This window comes from Sphingobacterium prati, from assembly GCF_013167215.1.
Lineage (GTDB): Bacteria > Bacteroidota > Bacteroidia > Sphingobacteriales > Sphingobacteriaceae > Sphingobacterium > Sphingobacterium prati.
Map to the genome: position 1 here is coordinate 161,167 of NZ_JABJWY010000035.1, position 18,686 is coordinate 179,852.

Annotated in this window: 14 protein-coding genes; 8 read left to right on the plus strand and 6 right to left on the minus strand. The window is 37.8% G+C overall.

What is annotated here, in order from left to right; all coding sequences use genetic code 11:
• Entirely contained in the window at positions 1–1,389 is a 1,389-nt protein-coding gene (locus tag HPC41_RS16630; RefSeq protein ID WP_172395139.1) for an aminopeptidase P family protein, read from the minus strand.
• A gap of 519 nt (positions 1,390–1,908) precedes the next feature.
• Here HPC41_RS16630 and HPC41_RS16635 point away from each other — a divergent pair.
• The 3 genes from HPC41_RS16635 to HPC41_RS16645 all read left to right on the plus strand — a co-directional run bounded on the left by HPC41_RS16635 (position 1,909) and on the right by HPC41_RS16645 (position 8,039).
• Positions 1,909–2,793, plus strand: a complete 885-nt coding sequence (locus HPC41_RS16635) for an AraC family transcriptional regulator (protein ID WP_172395140.1) — start codon at positions 1,909–1,911, stop codon at positions 2,791–2,793.
• Between the two features lie 483 nt (positions 2,794–3,276).
• A complete protein-coding gene (locus HPC41_RS16640) occupies positions 3,277–6,504 on the plus strand; it encodes a SusC/RagA family TonB-linked outer membrane protein (protein WP_172395141.1) in 3,228 nt (1,075 codons plus the stop codon).
• A gap of 53 nt (positions 6,505–6,557) precedes the next feature.
• Positions 6,558–8,039: a SusD/RagB family nutrient-binding outer membrane lipoprotein gene (locus HPC41_RS16645; RefSeq protein ID WP_172395142.1), complete on the plus strand. Its 1,482-nt coding sequence runs from the start codon at positions 6,558–6,560 to the stop codon at positions 8,037–8,039.
• A gap of 773 nt (positions 8,040–8,812) precedes the next feature.
• Here HPC41_RS16645 and fabF read toward each other — a convergent pair.
• The 3 genes from fabF to HPC41_RS16660 form a co-directional block, all read right to left on the minus strand.
• Positions 8,813–10,051 carry a beta-ketoacyl-ACP synthase II gene (gene fabF / locus HPC41_RS16650; protein WP_172395143.1) on the minus strand — a complete coding sequence of 413 codons (1,239 nt, stop codon included), beginning with the start codon at positions 10,049–10,051 and terminating at the stop codon, positions 8,813–8,815.
• A gap of 60 nt (positions 10,052–10,111) precedes the next feature.
• On the minus strand, positions 10,112–10,705 hold the full coding sequence (locus HPC41_RS16655; protein WP_172395144.1) for a TetR/AcrR family transcriptional regulator: 594 nt from the start codon (positions 10,703–10,705) through the stop codon (positions 10,112–10,114).
• Positions 10,706–10,789: 84 nt separating this feature from the next.
• On the minus strand, positions 10,790–11,374 hold the full coding sequence (locus HPC41_RS16660; RefSeq protein ID WP_216660807.1) for a helix-turn-helix transcriptional regulator: 585 nt from the start codon (positions 11,372–11,374) through the stop codon (positions 10,790–10,792).
• A gap of 237 nt (positions 11,375–11,611) precedes the next feature.
• Here HPC41_RS16660 and HPC41_RS16665 point away from each other — a divergent pair, with 237 nt between their 5' ends.
• The 5 genes from HPC41_RS16665 to HPC41_RS16685 all read left to right on the plus strand — a co-directional run bounded on the left by HPC41_RS16665 (position 11,612) and on the right by HPC41_RS16685 (position 16,196).
• Positions 11,612–12,238, plus strand: a complete 627-nt coding sequence (locus HPC41_RS16665) for a superoxide dismutase (protein ID WP_172395146.1) — start codon at positions 11,612–11,614, stop codon at positions 12,236–12,238.
• A 46-nt stretch (positions 12,239–12,284) separates the two neighbouring features.
• Complete coding sequence (locus HPC41_RS16670; RefSeq protein ID WP_172395147.1) at positions 12,285–12,776, plus strand: DUF2480 family protein; 492 nt, start codon at positions 12,285–12,287, stop codon at positions 12,774–12,776.
• Between the two features lie 6 nt (positions 12,777–12,782).
• On the plus strand, positions 12,783–13,355 hold the full coding sequence (locus HPC41_RS16675; protein ID WP_172395148.1) for an NADPH-dependent FMN reductase: 573 nt from the start codon (positions 12,783–12,785) through the stop codon (positions 13,353–13,355).
• 280 nt (positions 13,356–13,635) lie between these two features.
• Complete coding sequence (locus HPC41_RS16680; RefSeq protein ID WP_172395149.1) at positions 13,636–15,558, plus strand: ATP-binding protein; 1,923 nt, start codon at positions 13,636–13,638, stop codon at positions 15,556–15,558.
• A gap of 14 nt (positions 15,559–15,572) precedes the next feature.
• Positions 15,573–16,196 carry a response regulator transcription factor gene (locus tag HPC41_RS16685; RefSeq protein ID WP_172395150.1) on the plus strand — a complete coding sequence of 208 codons (624 nt, stop codon included), beginning with the start codon at positions 15,573–15,575 and terminating at the stop codon, positions 16,194–16,196.
• Positions 16,197–16,214: 18 nt separating this feature from the next.
• Here the strand turns inward: HPC41_RS16685 and cydB are convergent, their stop codons facing one another.
• Positions 16,215–17,291 (minus strand): cytochrome d ubiquinol oxidase subunit II, encoded by a 1,077-nt coding sequence (gene cydB, locus HPC41_RS16690; RefSeq protein ID WP_172395151.1) that lies wholly within the window; start codon positions 17,289–17,291, stop codon positions 16,215–16,217.
• A 6-nt stretch (positions 17,292–17,297) separates the two neighbouring features.
• Positions 17,298–18,635, minus strand: a complete 1,338-nt coding sequence (locus tag HPC41_RS16695; protein WP_172395152.1) for a cytochrome ubiquinol oxidase subunit I — start codon at positions 18,633–18,635, stop codon at positions 17,298–17,300.
• Between the last annotated feature and the right edge of the window lie 51 nt (positions 18,636–18,686).

Sequence of the window (18,686 nt, forward strand, 5' to 3'; positions counted from 1 at the left end):
TTAATCAATTGGATTGTCTTTAAGCTGATAGATTTCTTGGATTTCCCGTTCAAGGTATTTTCCGAGGCGGCGATATCCATTGTTCTCAATGAGATAATTATCCTCAATACGGATTCCTCCAAAATCAAGATGTGTTTTTAGGAAGTCATAATTGATAAAATCCCTATGTAGATTTTGTTGTTCCCAAAGTTGAGTTAATTCTGGAATAATATAAATTCCAGGTTCAACAGTTAATACATTTCCCGGCTCTAATTTTTTGCCGAGTCGAAGGGATTTGATGCCAAAGGTCTTGGTGTCCTTTGGTTCTGTTTCTGTATATCCAACATATTGTTCACCCAAATCCTCCATATCATGTACATCGAGACCTAACATATGGCCTAGTCCACATTGGAAGAAAAGTGCGTGCGCATGATTCATAACAGCATCCTGGGCATTACCTTTCATAAAGCCTGTCTGTATGAGTCCATCGACAAGCGCTTCGCATGCTTTTAAATGAATTTCTTTAAAGTGGATTCCGGAAGTTAACAAGCTTTCAGCTGATTTGAATGCGTGTAATACAATTTGGTATATCTCCTCTTGTAAAGAAGTAAAACGTTTTCCGACAGGAAAAGTCCGGGTAAGGTCTGATGCGTATCCCATAGAGGTTTCGACTCCTGAATCATTGAGAAGAATGTCTCCGTCATGAAGTTGATGAAACTGCATATGATTGTGTAGAATTTCTCCGCGCTTGGTCACAATAGGAGGATAGGAAAAGGACATCTCTTGATCTTGTGCAAAATGTTGCATGGCATTGCTAATTTGATATTCATAGCGACCAGGTTTTGTCATTTGAATGGCAAGACGGTGCATATCAACAGCAACATCAACAGCCTTTTCCAACTCGATAATTTCTTCTTCCGATTTGATGCTTCGTTGCGCAACAACCGCCTGAATTAAAGTTGTTGAAGGCTGAAGGAGGTCTACGGGAAGACCGGTCAATTTTGCAAGCAGTAATTTGTTATGCGATTGATAAGGAGGGAGATAATGGATTGTGTCTTGCGGTTTCTTATTTAGATAGTTGAAGAGTTCTTTAAATGGAAGTAACTTGCTGATACCGGAAAGATCCGATTTCTCTGATAAAGTTTGTTGTTGCCCCATCCAAACAATATCATCGATGGACATTTCGTCGCCAAACAATATCGTTTCGCCACTGTCGATATCTAATATAGCGGCCAATCGGGGACTTTTTATACCTACATAATATAAAAAACTACTGTCTTGGCGAAAAGGATATGTGTTGTGCTCAAAATTGATCGGATTTTCAATGTTCCCTAATAAAAGGATTTTTCCTGAACTGAAGTTCGATAACAGATAGTTTCGACGATTAATATAGATTTCTTTTTTGAACATAAGTTTGAAAATAAAAAAGTAATGTGTTTATCCAATGATAAAATATCAAAAGCATCTTTCATTCTTCCTGTACCAAAGATAAATTTTGATATGAATATCTATTATTTGCCAGCTAATATCGCGAAATTTATTCTTTTGATTCATAAAGAGGTGATTTCAAGGAATCATTTATCTGATCTTTATTTTTTTTGTTGTTACAATAGCTTGCTTCTGATAATTTATACATAAAAACAAATAACATTGGTAAAAAATAAAGTTCTGTGTTTCTGTTGGATATTAATTATCACAATTTATCAAAGTCTAATTGTATTTTAACCGAGATTTTGTGATATATTAAGTTTTTGCGGTGTGTATTAATCAAACATTGATTGAATTTTTATGAATTACTAAATATTATCACATTATATACATATTTTGTTTTTGTTTTTCTATCTCTTATAATCGATATATTTACTTGTTTCGTAGTTGTTATATTTATGTTAACTAAACAGCAGTACGAACATAAACTTATGAAATCCTATGAAAACGCTCCAATTTAATGTGCCAACTATGCAAGGCCAAAGCCTAACTGTACAAGAAGATATTTTAGAAACTTTCTATCCACATCTTCACAGACATCAAGAAGCACAACTCATGTGGATAGTAAAGGGCAGGGGAATATTGATTGTCGAAGATACTTTACATCCTTTTAAGGAAAATGATATTTTCTTTTTGGGGGCGAATCAGCCGCATGTATTTAAGTCAGCCTCTGAGGATGGCTTTTCAAATGAGTCTCGGTCTATCTCAATTTTTTTTGATCCGAATGGTAAACTCAAGTTACTGTTTTCCTTAGAGGAGTTTGAATCATTAAATCAATTCATTTACAATAATTCATATGGTTTTAAAATTCCCGACGACTATCTTAAACAAATTTCAGAAAGAATTTTGCAATTAAAGTCCTCAGATCAGATGGATAAATTGATGCATTTTTTCTACCTATTAAGGTCTTTGGCACATATATCAAGGGAGACCGAACCACTTTGTGCAGAGCGAGGTGAGATGTCATGTGATACAATACACAGCTCAAACCGTATCAATTTAATTTGTAATTATATTAAAGAAAATTATAAGCATGACATTAGTCTTGAGGATGTTGCTAGCTATGCAAACCTCACGCCACAGGCATTTTGCCGGTATTTTAAAAAACATTGTGGTGTTACCTTTGTCGCATATTTAAATCGAATAAGAGTTAAGGAGGTTTGTAATCAGCTTAATGAGGATCATTTGGATAGCGTTTCCTTTATTGCATACAATTGTGGTTTTAACAGTATCACTAACTTTAACAGAGTATTTAAGCAGATCGTAGGCTGTAACCCGAAAGAGTATGTACAACAGTACAAGCAAACCTTATATTCTGTCATTTAAAATTTATTTAGGTAGTTAGGCGATTGAGATTGCCAAAGTGACTCCTACATTATTGATCAATTTACGATATTTTACTTTGAACTGTGTTCAAAGTCCGGTATGCCGCATCAAAGTAAATTATTATAATAAGCCTTTGTTTAATGGAAGTAATTGTTATATCGTAGTTTTCCCAACCAGGATATAAGAGAATACTCTGTTTGTGAGGCAAAGTAAATTCCTTTGCGAGATTATGAAAACCCATTAGTTAGGGCGATGTTTTTTTGTTAAAAAGCGATCTTTCCAAATTGAATATTAGTGATTTTGTTTTACACGATGTCCCGTTAAAAATTCATAAGACGGGGGTTGCCTTGTTCGTATTATTTAACATTTCAGGTTAAGAATTGGGCAATAGTAGTGAATATTCGGTAAACAATAGAAGCAGGATACTTATAACTTAGTTATTGTAAAAAAGCACTATAAACTAACACATCTGAAACTAAACTTATGAACAGAAAAAGCATTGCTATGCTAGCCGCTACAGTCTTAGTAAGCTCGGCAGTATATGCGCAAACAGTTTTGAAGGGGAAGGTGGTCGACCAAGACGGCAAGCCTATTCCCGGAGTGACAATTACCCTTAAAGATGGTACCGGTACTCAGACCGGGCAAAATGGAGAATTTACGATAAACTACAAACAGGCAGGGGCGTTGAGTGTTTCTGCAATTGGCTATGGTCGTAAAGAAGTTAACTTAACCAATCAGACAACTTTACAGATTACACTTTCATCTGATGAAAGAAGTTTAGATGAAGTTATTGTTACGGCAATGGGGATTACCAGAGAGAAAAAATCACTAGGTTACGCTGTGCAGGAAGTTAAATCAAAAGAGTTGACTGACGCAGGACAGTTAAGCGTGACTGGTGCTTTATCCGGAAAAGTTGCGGGGGTGCAAATTAATCAGTTTGGAGGAGCTGTAGGCTCGTCTGCTCGTATTTCTATTCGCGGCAATAGTTCCTTAAATTCAGAACAGCAACCATTAATTGTTGTTGACGGAATTCCTATATCAAATGACGCGCAACGTTCAGGTGATAATACTTATAATGGCGTTGATTACGGCTCAGGGTTAAATGATATTAATCCCGAAGATATTGAAAGTATCGTTACTTTAAAAGGTGGATCGGCAGCCTTATATGGGATGAGGGCAGGTAAAGGTGTTATCATGATCACAACCAAATCGGGTAAACGCGCTAAAGATGGAGTTTTATTGTCATATGATGGGAATTTTTCTTTAGACAAAGCATCTACGGTTCCAAAATACCAAAATTTGTATGGACAAGGTAATAGAGGCGACGAATACCACTTTAACTTGTTGGGAAATGGATTGACCTACCAACAGTATGCGCAGCAAAAATCGTTTAGCTATGTGGACGGTGCTGGTGGAGGAGTAAACGATGGTTTTGATGAGTCATGGGGGCCTAGAATGGACATCGGACTCCAATTGCCACAATTTAATAGCCCGGTTGTCAATAGCGTTCGTCAAGCTACTCCATGGATATCAAACCCCGATAATGTAAAAGATTTCTTTCAAACAGGATATTCACAAAATCATAACCTTTCCCTAATGGCTAAAACGGAAAGGTCTTCCACCCGTGCGTCTCTATCTTTCCGTGATCAAAAAGGAACTGTACCCAATACTGATCAAAAAAGATATACTGTGCAGCTAAATAATGATTACAAAATCAATGATAAGTTCTCATACGATGTAATGTCTAATTATACCCGTACGCAAAGTGGTAATTTGATCTCGCAGGGATATGACGGGGCAAATCCAATGAACGGTTTAATTTGGTTCGGCCGCCAAGTGGATATGAAAGATCTTAAAAATAATTGGGATCAAACAGATGACCAAGGAAATTACACGTTTTATAACTGGAATTCGAATTATCATATGAATCCATTTTTCTCTATGAATAAGACATTAAATTCTTTAAAAACAAATCGTTTTTTTGGAAAGTCTTCCTTGTATTATCAGCCATATGACTTTTTAAAGTTTGAGGGACGTGTAGGTTTAGATTATTATAACACGAATATCTTCGAACGAAATTATTATAATTATGATCACCCGTTGGGAAGCTTTAATGAAATCAAGAAAAGCAATACAGAATTTAATGCAGATTTTTTGGCTAATTTCAATAAACAGTATGGTGATTTTAGTGTATTGGCTACACTTGGAGCTAATTATAGGGACGCTATATATGATATGAATTCCTTGGGGGCTAACGGATTAACCGTATTAGGGGTTTATACGATAACAAATAAAATTGGGGATGCTGTAACCAGTATGGATCATTCTCATAATCGTTCTAATTCAATCTATGGTCAAGCTTCTATCGGTTGGAAAGATCAAATTTATGTGGATGTTACAGGTCGCAATGACTGGTCTTCTACAGTTAAGGATGCGTTTTTTTATCCTTCTGCTAGCCTTAGCTGGATTCCAACTACTACATTTTCGGGATTACGAGGAGAAGCGCTTTCTTTTTGGAAGCTTCGTTTAAATATTGCGCAAGTAGGTAATGGAACTTCTCCTTATCGAATAGGTAATTATTATTACGCACAGTCAAATGCCTATAATGGCATTGCTCAAATGTACAAGAGCATGACATATGCGAGTAAAAATTTAAAACCGGAAACAATTAATACCTGGGAAGTAGGAACTGAAATAGGATTGTTAAAAGATCGTATTCATGCCGATTTTACCTATTATTACAAAAAGGCATTTGATCAAATCTTGGGAGTATCAACCTCTAATGTGGTTGGCTTTAGTAATATGGTGCTAAATGCTGGAGAAATTCAAAGTAAAGGTGTGGAAGTTCAGCTAAGAGGAGACATTCTAAAACGAGAAAATGGTCTGAATTGGACAACAACAATAAACTTTTCGAGAGATCGAAATAAGATTTTAGAGCTATATCCTGAATTAAATCTTACGACTTATCAATTAGGATGGACTTGGGGAGTAGCTAACACAGCAACTGCCGGTGAAGCTTGGGGTGCATTACGAAGCACTGGATATGACCGTGTTGAAGAAGGTGATATGAAAGGAGCAATTAAAGTTAATGAAAGTGGATTAGTGATGTCTAAACCTAATCAGATTATTGGAAATGTGACTCCGGATTATTTGACTAGTATGCGAAATGATTTTAGGTACAAGGATTTTAGCTTTGGCTTTATGCTCGATTTCCGAAAGGGGGGGGATATTTGGTCCCAAACAATGAGCCACGCTTATACTACGGGTGTAGCTGAGATCACGGCTGCCAATGGAGTTCGTGAACGAGCAATTGTCGCCGGGAAAGATGTTATGAGCAATGAGCGATTTGCTATGTCTGATGGTAAGGGAGGTTGGATCGCTAATACGATAGAAACCAATGCACAAGATTGGTATGAATCGGGAGGTATTGCAGAAAGCTATGTGTTTGATGGATCATTCCTCAAATTGCGCGAAGCATATTTGACATATACTATTCCCTCACATATTTATAGTAAAATTAAGGGAATCAAGCGTGCTAATGTGTCCTTAATAGGATCTAATTTGGCTTTACTTTGGGTTCATAAGTCAAATACAATGCGCCTAGATCCAGAAACGAGTGGTGTATCAAGCGATAGCCGTGGCGTAGGATTTGAGCAAGCAACGGTACCCTCTTCTAGAAGTATAGGGTTTAAATTAGGATTTTCATTTTAATATGCGTCATGAATAACAAATAAATTTATTGTTCTGAATAAGATAAAGAAACTATGAAAAGTTTATTGATAAAATTAGGTATACCGGTGTTTACATCCATGATTTTAATTTCTGGATGTACAAAAAATTTTGAAGAGATAAACACCGATCCAGATGCATTGGCTAGCGTGCCGGCAAATAATATGTTAATTAATGTCTTACGGAATACAGCTGAATCGTTTGGAGGGGATGTGGATGGTTATGGAACGTTCGCGGGGTATATTGTAAAAATACAGTACATGGATTTCATGTCGGGTTTGATACCAACAAATAATACATATGGCAATCGCTGGTACAATTGCTACTACAATAATACGCAAATTAAAGATATGCTAGCAAGTACGGAGAATAAAGCTGAAGCCTTTAAAAACGTACGCACAATTGGCCGCATTTGGCAAAATTACATGTGGTTTTTATTGACTGAAGGTTGGCGTGATGTTCCCTATTCTGAAGCTCTAAAAGGATTGCCGGAAGAAGGGAGCGTGCTTTTAGCTAAATATGATAAACAGGAGGATATTTATCCAGCTGTAATGGCCGATTTGAAGAAAATCGCAGATGAAATGGCTGCTGGAATAGGTACAGATGAAGTCGGCGGAAGTGATATTATATATAACGGTGATATGGAAATGTGGAAAAAATTCTGTAATTCTTTGCGATTGAGAATGGCATTGCGTATTTCTGCAGTATCATCTAGTTTAGCAAAATCTACTATAGAAGAAATTGCTGGCAATTCAAGTAAATACCCGTTGATAGAAAGTAACGACGAAAATTGTTATGTTAATTTTCCTGGATCATTACCCTATTTTGAGCCTTGGTACAATTCAGGTATCTACGGAAAAAGAATTGACAATTGGGGACTTTCAGATATTTTCATTGATCACATGTTATCAACAAAGGATCCGAGAATCGGGGCAGTTGCTCAAAAGACAAACGATGGTACCTATAAGGGCTACCAGAATGGTGCAAAATCAGGGCCTTCGGTTCTGAGGTCTGTTTCATGGATTGGGGAGAAATATATGGGTGATCCAGCTGGTTTTATTCCCTTTTATAAGTCCTGTGAAACTTATTATAGTCTGGCCGAAGCAGCGATGTTAGGCTATAATGTAGGGATCACTGCAAAAGATGCTTATGAAAAGGCGGTAAACTTGTCGATGCAGGAGAACGGCATTGGTACAGCAGATATCCAAACATATTTAAGTGGTGCGGGTAAATGGAACAACACTAAGGAACGTATCTGGTGGGATATGTGGATCGCGCTTTTCAAAGAAAATTACGAAGCCTGGAGCTTGTATAGGAGAACAGGAGTGCCAACCACAAATTATCCATCGCTAAATTCTGTCTATGGATCGGCCCATAATGATCAACCATGGCGAGCACCCTATCCTAATAGCGAGTATCAAAATAACAAACTTAATGTAGAAGCCGCGGCTATTAAAGTAAAAGATTTTGTATGGGGCGAACAAATGTGGTGGGATAAGCGTACAGGAAAATTTTAGTTTCATATGTTTATTTTTACGCAGCGGGGTAACTTCGGTTATCCCGCTGTTTTTTTTGCGTAAATTTTTCATCCTGTTTTAAAAAATAATCATTACTTCTATAGCTTTTTGTAAGTCAAATACATATTCAAATCCAAGAGACCGCTCTTAATCATTTTTCCGCTTGTAGCAAGAGTTTTTCTTTCTATTCGTCAATCAAATTTCTCTTTTAATTTTTGAATGTAGAAAATTGGGATCAAGCGGTGACCAAATTATACCTTTCTACATTACTTGTTCAGTGCTCGTTCAGTGCTTGCTCAGTGCTTGCTCAGTTTAAACTGAATAATCAATGACTGATAACTGTCTAAAAACTGATTGAAAATTGTGATTAGTTACAAGTTGGTATGCGTATGTATCTGCTTCAGTCCTTATCGTGATTATATATAAGCAGTTGATCGCGGCAATGGTTAAAAAAGGTGATATCATTTATCAAACGGAATATGCGCTCCAGCTTGCTGTTTTCAAAGCGCGAGCAAACTTAACTGAATAAATGTGGGATTGATTGTCAACCTGGCTACTTCCAAAAATAGGATTAATTTACTCCAGGCCTCAACAAGGATAGTGATCCACAAAAAACAGATATACAAATAGCATTGGACGAAAAAAATAGGCATAAAAAAAGGTTTTCAAACGGGGAGAATGAAAACCTTAAATAACCAATTATAAACCTAAATTATGATACAACAAAGATAGTGTCTTTTTTACACTTTGTCAAGATTTTTTTAAAAAAAATCTTAAATCTTTTTAAAGAGAATACTTGAATTGTGTCCACCAAAACCGAAAGCATTGCTCATTGCTGTTTGAATTGTCTTTTCCAAAGGTTGTTTGACAACAATTTTGATTCCTTCAGGAATTGCAGGATCGATATTTTCGATGTTTATTGTCGCTGGAATTACATTATTGTTTATGGACTTTATCGCAATAATTGCTTCAATTGCTCCTGCCGCACCGAGCAGGTGGCCGGTCATTGATTTGGTCGAACTGACCCAAAGGTTGCTGGACTTGCCAAATGCAAGTTTCATTGCTTTCAGTTCAGCAATATCGCCAACGGGAGTAGAAGTCGCATGGAGATTTAAGTAATCCAATTGATCACTATTGATTTGGGCTTCCGCTAGCGCTAGTGACATAGCTTTGGCCGCACCTATGCCTTCTGGATGAGGCGAAGTCATGTGATAGGCATCAGCAGTCATGGAAGCGCCGACAAGTTCAGCATATATTTTTGCGCCTCTTTTCTTGGCATGCTCGTATTCTTCCAATATTAGAGCTCCGGCACCTTCCCCCATAACAAATCCATCCCGATCCCGATCGAATGGTCTGCTTGCAGTTTTGGGATCATCATGCCTACTCGACATTGCTTTCATCGCAGAGAAACCTCCTACTGAAGCAGGGGTAATAGGTGCTTCTGAGCCGCCGCTGATAAAAACTTTTGCCTTTCCTAATCGAATGTAATTGAATGCATCCATGAACGCTGTATTGGATGTCGCACAGGCAGAAACAGTTGTATAATTGATTCCCTGCAGACCGAATTTCATTGATATCATTCCCGAAGCCATATTAACAATAAGCCTTGGGACGAAAAAGGGGCTGAATCGCGGGATGTAATTGCCCGTTACATAATTTTCAACTTCATTTTCGAATGTTTCCATTCCGCCCTGTCCAACACCCCAGATAACGCCAATGTCAAATGGATCCATAATATTTGGATCCAAACCAGAATCTTCTAGCGCTTGCGATGCACTGTACAGGGCGTATTGAGTAAATAAATCACTTCTTTTGATCTCATTTCTATCGAGGTATTTTTCCGGTTGAAAGTTTTTGATTTCGCTCGCGATCTGTGTCCGAAACAAAGATGCGTCAAAGCGACTGATGATAGCTGTGCGATTTTCGCCTCGTAAAATATTATCCCAGAATATATCAATGTTCTCTCCTAGCGGGTTGATTGTCCCCATGCCAGTAATTACAACTCTTTTCATTTTTATTATGTTAAAATTAATGTAATAATATACTGATTGGTATTAGTATTTTTTTAAAAATTATATTTTGATCTCGCGATTCACCATTTCTTTCATATTATCCAAGAGAATGGCGAAATCTTTAGCACGTCCCGAAATTTTTGAAAGTAAAATGCCGCCTTCAATCATAGCCATGAAGGTCACCGCAAAATGTTCAGCAGAAATATCCCGTTTAAACTCTCCATTGTTAATCCCTTCTTCTAATATCGAAATCAATCGTTGCTTCCAAAGTGCAAATGATCGTTTGACTTTCGGTGTTAAAAAAGGTAAGGAGTCATCAGCTTCAATAGCAGCATTCATTAGCGGGCAGCCACCTGAAGCAGCAATATTTTTAAAATTTTCTTTGTAGAAATCAAAAAAAGCGAAAAGTTTCTTTAGGGCTGTCTTTTGCAGTATAATCTGCTGATTAACAGCTTCTGAAATCTTTTCACTTTGATAGGTATAGACATGTATAGCTAGATCATCTTTGTCCTTAAAATTTCCGTAGATACTGCCTTTTGTTAAACCTGTAGCTGTAGTGATGTCTGATAAGGAGGTAGCGAAGTATCCTTTTTTGTTAAAAATAGGGGCCGTTCTTTCGATGATAAATTGTCGGGTCTGTTCTGCTTTTGACATGATATCGCTGTTTTCTGATTGCAAATATAAAAAATACTTATTGGTATATTATTAATTATATAAGAGGTAACTGAAAAAGTTACACTATTTTCTTTCAGTGATACGATAGGTGCAGCGAGCACCATGTTCGATAATATATTCTATTCTCTTGATTGTGTAGGATGGCCCGATAAGTTGTTGAAAATTGTGAAGCTCAGAACGGCAAAAACCTTGGCATTCTGTCGCCGCAGCACATATAGGGCAATGATTCTCAATGAAGAGATAAGATTCAGCCTCTTTTTTCCATTCGGCCATATATCCTTCTTCTGTTCGCTTCGTCGCCATAATATCAAGTTTATTCTCTAGTGTTTCAATACCAGCTAACGCATTTGTATATTTCCGATATACTTTTGACTCTCGATCAGTAATCAATAAATCCAATGCATTCTCCCCAAGCAACTGTTTAATGGATTGAAGCAGCTGGACGGTAATGTCTGCGTGACTATCAGGAAACTTCGAGAGTCCCACTGCCGAAAGGCAATAGTAGGTTGACGGCCTACCGATACCTTCACTTCTTGCATAGGATTCGATAAGCCCTTGGTCGGCAAGATTGAGCAGGTGTTTGCGAGCCCCCTCTTTCGTGATGCCCAACTCCATAGCAATATGTGCGGCAGTAACTTCACCCCGCATTTTTAATAACATCAATATTCTATCTGCGGCTGATTTTTGCATTTGACAATAAAAAAGTTGGTTTAATCTTTCTAAGCAAAGATACAACTTTTTCTACATGTTGTTGTAATGACCATCTTTTAAACTATCTCCAATAAAAATTGATGCTTATGACTTTAATAAAACAACTTAATAGTTGTTTTATTAAAGTCTATTATTTAGCTTTGACTTATTATAAAAAACAATAAAACTAATAACATGAGCAAATTTCAATTACCAGATTTATCATATGCCTATGGGGCACTTGAACCTTATTTTGATCAGGAGACAATGACAATCCATCACCAAAAACATCATCAGGCCTATGTAGATAATTTAAATAAAGCTGTAGTCGGTACAGATGCTGAAGGTGTTGAATTGCAAGCTATCCTAGCGCAAGTGAGTCAATATAGTCCTGCTATTCGCAACAATGCAGGCGGGCACTACAATCATTCCTTGTTTTGGCAAATTTTATCTGCAACGCCGAAAACAGAGCCTACCGGAAAGTTGGCCAAAGAAGTAGTTGCAACTTTTGGTTCTTTAGACGAGTTGAAAACGAGAATAAAAAACGCGGGACTTGGACAATTCGGCTCTGGATGGGCCTGGCTTTATATCAAGTACAATGGTACTTTGGATGTCGTAGCGACACCCAATCAGGATAATCCATTGATGGAAACCCAATTGACAAGTAGGGGAGTGCCAATCTTGGGTGTTGATGTATGGGAGCATGCCTACTATTTGAAATATCAGAATAAAAGAGCAGACTATTTGGATGCGTTTTGGTCTGTCTTAGATTGGTCTGCCGTCGAAAAGCAGTACGAAGAGGTGATCGATAAATTGATTTAAATACCTTGAACATTCAATCAAGCGGAGATAATAATTATAAAATAACATGTTTGTAAATAAGGTTGAAAATTCGGGTATTTTGGCGCTCGATCTCATTGATTTCAAAACCACACTTGAAATTATAGAATTTGACATCAAGACACTATTTTATCAAGAAATAATCGTCAAAGAAAAGGAATTTAAAGCGGCTCTTGCTGCATTGGAATTGAGACCCTTTATAGGCAAAGCCGTTGCTTTTACTTGTTCTGTTGATGCCATCATTCCCCCCTGGATCTATATGGCTTTAGCCGATAAATTCCATCCTAATGTGGCTTATTACGATTTTAAAAGTGTGGAAGCATTGGAATTGGAATTATGGACCCAAAATTTGAAGCGGGCAGATTTGTCTCCGTATAAGGATCAAAAAGTGGTTGTTAGGGCAAGGCCACATATGCCAGAATCACTTTATATGCTAGCTGCTGCACGCTTAATTCCGATTGTTACAACTTTGATGTACGGAGAGGTCGGAATGCCAAAAGTTATTTTTAAAAGAGCATAAGAAACAATGAAAGCATTAATATTTAATGGCGCCTTGGAGCGTAGGCAAGAATCTACTTCCGGAGTATTATCTAATTATTTCGCTGAACAATTGAATCAGTTTGGTGTTGAGCATAGTGTTTTTAACCTTGCGGATAGTGGAATACCACTATTTGATACAAGCCTTAGCAGAATACCCAATAATGTAAAGATCATGAACAATCTCTTTCTGGAGGCAGACGTTCATTTTTGGTTATCTCCTTTATATCACGGAAGTGTACCAGGGGTAATGAAAAACTGTTTGGATTGGCTAGAGATAAGCGCAAAGAACAGTCCGGCATATCTCACCGATAAAAATATAGGACTGGTTTGTTGGGCGGATGGCGTACAGGCTCTGCAAGGGATCAATGCTATGGATGCCATAGCAAAATCATTACGGGCATGGACTTTACCTTTTAGTGTACCTATTGTTAAAAGGGAACTATTTGAAAACACAGGCTCAAAGGAGATATCGTCGGATTATAAACGTAAATTGGACCTGTTGATCAATATCGCAACCACACGAGCTGCAGTATTTGAGACAGTGGCGGGACGTTCCTGAAAATAGTATTTTCCTAAAAATAGCTTAAAAATTGTTGCTGAACCCTATAATAAGCATCTCGATATTCATTGAGGTGCTTTATATGTTTTCAAAATTGCTTAGTTTTGAGAATCTGTGTGTTGAAGTGTTCGTAGTATCCACTCAATTTTCCAGAATAGCACATCTATAGCGTTGCATCTCAAAAAAATGCAATAAACTGTTTTTATTATTTCATATTATATAAGGTATCTGATTAATGAGGTTACATTGTAGAGTTTTGTTAAAGTTAATTACATGTTGTATGCTGTATTTCACTATACAGCTTACAGAAGCCCAAAGTTTTCTGCCATTAAATGAGGATAAATATCGATCTGACGCGGAAAAGTTATTGCTATCGAGTTCGGAAGACAGTGTGAAAGCAATGCAGCATTTTTATCTGGCAGATTACTACCGCTTTCGTGATACTGTGAAATTCTGGGAAAATATACGGCAGGGGGAGCGATTAGCTAAGCCTTTTCGAAGCCTTCACGCAATGGGAGCGCTTTACAAAAGCTTCTACTATGGACAATTTTTAGACAATAAGCGAGCTGGGATTGAAGCTCAAAAGTGCGTAGATATTCTTGGAGATGCCAAACAGCCCTTTCAACAGGGACTATTGGCCAAAGCTTGGTATAATCTGGGGCTAATTCGATTTCCGAAAAAAGGTTTTGCTGATTTACTGGATATACTCAATGGTAAATGTATGCCCTATGCCAAGGCACACGACCCTCTTATGGAAGGTGCAATAAATACCATGATCGGTATGGCCTTTATGTCATCCAATCAATTGGCAAAAGCAGATGAATACCATCAGATAGCGATCAAACAGCTGGAAAAACAACCAGAAAGTACAGCGCTACTGGTAGCCTATTTAAATGCCGTAAGCACCTATTGCTACCAAGTTAAATCAAAAGAGGCCCGACAATTGTTAGATAAGGTCAAGGCAATGTTGGGAGACAAGCCCAACTCTGCCCAACTCCCCAATTATTATTATAATGAAGCACTCTACTTTACGACAAAGCAACAGACAGATGAAGCATTACGTATGTTGAATATTGGTTTGGAATGGTCGAAGAAAATGAACAATTGGAAATCCTACCAGATGATGCTGTTTAGAAAGTTTAATGTCTACTTGATGCAGAAAAAATATGCTGAAGCCAAATTGCCATTGGAGGAGATCATAAAAAATGGATTGTTGACACGCGATCTTTACAACAGTAAAATTGTTTATAGCCAATTGGCCGCTGTGAATGAATTGATGGGGGATTACAAAGAGGCACTAAAGATGTCCAATGTGGCGAGTAAGCTCGCTGATAGTATTCAGAAGGTCCAGCTTTTGGAGAAGATGAACGAAATGGAGGCTAAATACAAAAGCATAGAAAAAGAAAAATTGATTTTAAATCTACGTGCAGAAAAAGATCGCAATCAATTAAAGATCTTTCTTGTTTTAGGTATTGCTGTTTTACTTTTAATCATTGCTTTATTTGTCACCTTTTCTTATCGAAAACAACGGAAACTGAATGGACAGATCCAGATGAATCATGAGATTGCTTTAGAGAAATTGGCAAAGGAAAAGCAGTTACAAATTTCCGAGTCCATGCTCAAAGCTGAAGAGCAGGAACGGCAGCGTATCGCACAGGATCTGCACGATAGTATTGGCGGAATGTTGACAGGATTAAAGTTTAAGATCGCTGGAGAGCAGGTAGGTGAATTCGATTTGACGAAGGAATTACCGCACAAACTGAACGATATTTTGGGTGAAGTTCGACGGATATCGCATAATCTGATGCCCGAGTCATTACGGCAATTTGGTCTGATAGCAGCATTGGAGCAATTATGTCTTTCGATGAGAAATAATAAGGTTCAGATCCAATTTGAAAATTATGAGGACGACGTACGTCTGGACTTCCAAAAAGGGTTAGCAATATATCGGATCGTCCAGGAAGCGATCTCAAACGCATTGAAATATGCAGATGCCGACCTTATTATTGTTCAGGTAAGTAAATCACAGGGAATATTGCAGGTTTTGATAGAAGACAATGGAAAAGGGTTTGACTCTTCTGTGGCAAATTATGGAATGGGATTAAATAATATGGTCAACAGAATCAAATGGATCAATGGATCTATTGATATGCAGAGCAAACTTGGGTCGGGTACTCAAATTGAAATAGGAGTAAGTGTTTAGTTAAAAACTAATGTATGAAAATTATCGCCGTGTTGGACGATCATCCCTTATTATTGGAAGGGGTGACTTCTTTTCTCAATAACCAAATCGGGTATAAAGTGTATTCATTTTTGGAGGAAGTATCATTGATCGAATTTTTGAATAAGACGAAAGTAGACTTGGTACTCATGGATATGCAACTTTTGAACACCAGCGGATTAGACGTCTGTCTACAGGTGAAGAAGCTGTTTCCCGTGGTTCCAGTTGTTGCATTGAGCAATTTAGCAGATCGTAATCTTATTTTTCAGTTTATGCGAAATGGCGGGAATGGTTATATACTAAAGGATGTTTCTAATGACGAATTCCTTCGTTGTGTACAACTTGGACTTGATGGAAAGAAAGCGCTTTGCGATAGAGCAAAGGATCTTTATGCCGGAGCTGTCCCTTCCATGGAAGATCTTCCACGTTTAACACGAAGGGAAAAGGAGATTTTGACGATGGTTGCCGATGGCTATACCAGTAATCAGATTGCAGAGAAACTATTTTTAAGTCCCGTTACTATTGAAACACACCGACGCAATCTCCTGACCAAATTTAAAGTGAAAAATATGATCGAATTGGTACAACTTGCACTAACACATAAATTGTTGGGGCTCTAGCTTGTCGGAGCCACTATGCTAATGCTCACCATAACCGACATCATCCAGTTTTCCTTTAAAGACCCTAAATTGAATAATAAAATAAGCAACGACAAAAATTGCTGCAAAAATAAACCATCCCAAACCTACGGATAGGCCATATTCATGTGCTGCGGCATTCTGGATGGTAAGCGAGGGGTTTATGATATTGGTCGAAGGGAGTAAGGTTGGAAACATGGAAGCAACGGTCGTCGCAAAACTTCCAAGTATAAACAGCGATGAGAAGAGAAAACCAGTACCATCTTTTTTGAATGTTCTAATCCAGAACTGCCCTAATAAGCCAATAGCTGCGAACAATGGAAAGATCCAAAGCCAATAATGATTTTGAAAATTATTCAAGGAGATTGGTTTTACATAATGCCACACATAAGCAGATAAAAGGACCAATGCAAGTAACACAAAATTCAGTTTAAATATGATATTTTTAAGACGTTGATTTAGCGTACTGGATGTTTTTAATATAACCCATCCTGCACCATGAATAGTCAGCGTGACAACTGCTACTAAACCTAGTATTAATGTAAACCAGTCAATAATACCTTGATGTTCGGCCAAAGGATCAAAGGTGGGATTCCAGAGTGCTAGAAAAAAATAGTAAGGTTCTTGGGTGGATACTCCATTTTCAACCATACCGAGATTGACTCCGCGGACCACATTGCCCAAAGCTGCTCCAAAAAAAAGCGCAAGAAGTAGGCTCGCCAGGCCGAAAGCTTTATCCCATAAGGCTTCCCAAAGCCTATGATGGACTTGTCCTCTTAATTCGAGGCTTATAGCTCTAAAGATCAGTAACCATAGTACCAACATTAAAGGAAGGTAGAAACCACTAAAAGATGAAGCATAAAGCGTTGGGAAAGCAAAAAATAATACACCGCCCGCTGCAATAAGCCAAACTTCATTTGCATCCCAAAATGGGCCTATAGCATTTGTTACAGCCTTCTTCTCTTGTTCAGTCTTTGCAAAGAATAAATGTATGATTCCCGCTCCAAAATCATAACCATCAAGGACAACGTAGATGCCCAACATGCAAGTTAATACAATAAACCAGAATATTTCCATGACAAATTAGTTTAAAGCAATATGAGACTCGGGGCCTTTTCGAATAATTTTTAGTACCAACATCAGGAACAGTAAGCCCAAAAGGATATATAGTCCGACAAATCCCAATAAGGTAAATAACGTATTACCAGAAGATACTGTGGGCGATACGCCATCTACCATACGCATCAGATTGTAGACCAACCAAGGTTGTCGTCCTAGTTCGGATGTATACCAGCCTGCCGTATTGGCGATATAAGGGAAAGGGATCATAAACATAATAATCCACAGCAACCATTTGGTTTGATACAATTTATTTCGCCAAAGCAAGAAACTGCCCAATACCATTATTCCGATGAATATTGTACCTAGACCTACCATGATATGATAGCTATAATAAAGTCCGGGAACATTTGTGGGATGTAATGAGCCATCGAACTCGTTTAGCCCTTTTATTTCAGCATCCCAGCGTTGGTAAGTCAGGAAACTTAAGACATTTGGAACAGCAATTTTATTATCAAGTTTTTTGTTTTCCATATCAGGTTGGCCGATCAGGATAATTTCGGATCCGCCCTTCTCTGTTTTAAAGATGCCTTCCATGGCTGCAAATGCAGCAGGTTGGTATTTAACCACATTTTTGGCAGCAAGATCGCCCGTAGGGAATGCAAGCATAACGGATGAGACGACGCCAAAGATAACACCACTTTTAACGAATATCTTTCCAAATTTGCTATGTCTATCACTCAGGAGGTAGAAAGCTCCAATGGAGGCAACAAAAAAAGAACTTGTAACCAGAGATCCAGCTTGATTGTGGAGATAAGAAGGCCATAACCATGGATTGCTAAACAATGAACTAAAGTTGTTCAGTACAAACTTCCCGTTTTCAAGAATTTCATAACCCACAGGGTGTTGCATCCAGGAATGTGTGGCAATGATCAGAAAGCCACTGGCCCAGGAACCAGTAAATACCATCAACCCTGCGAGAAAGTGAAGTTTGTGACCGAGTAATTTTTCTCCAAAGAGAAACATTCCCAAAAAAGAGGATTCTAGAAAAAATGAAAACATTCCTTCCATTGCCAAAGTCTGTCCAATAATTCCACCGGTCAGTTCAGAGAATTTTGCCCAATTTGTGCCAAATTGAAACTCCATGGGAATGCCCGTCACCACACCCATTGTAAAATTGAGCGCAAAGATCTTCATCCAGAATTTTGAAGCATTGTTGTAATCTTCATTGTGTGTCTGTAGAAATTTCCATTTGAAATAAACAATTATCAATGATAATCCCATGGTCAATTGTGGAAATAGATAGTGGAATGTGATAGTAAAGGCAAATTGAAGCCGATTATAAAGAATCATGTCTTCCATGGATCCGAAGTTTTGGTTAATGACATTTAAATATAACGTTTTTTTACTGTA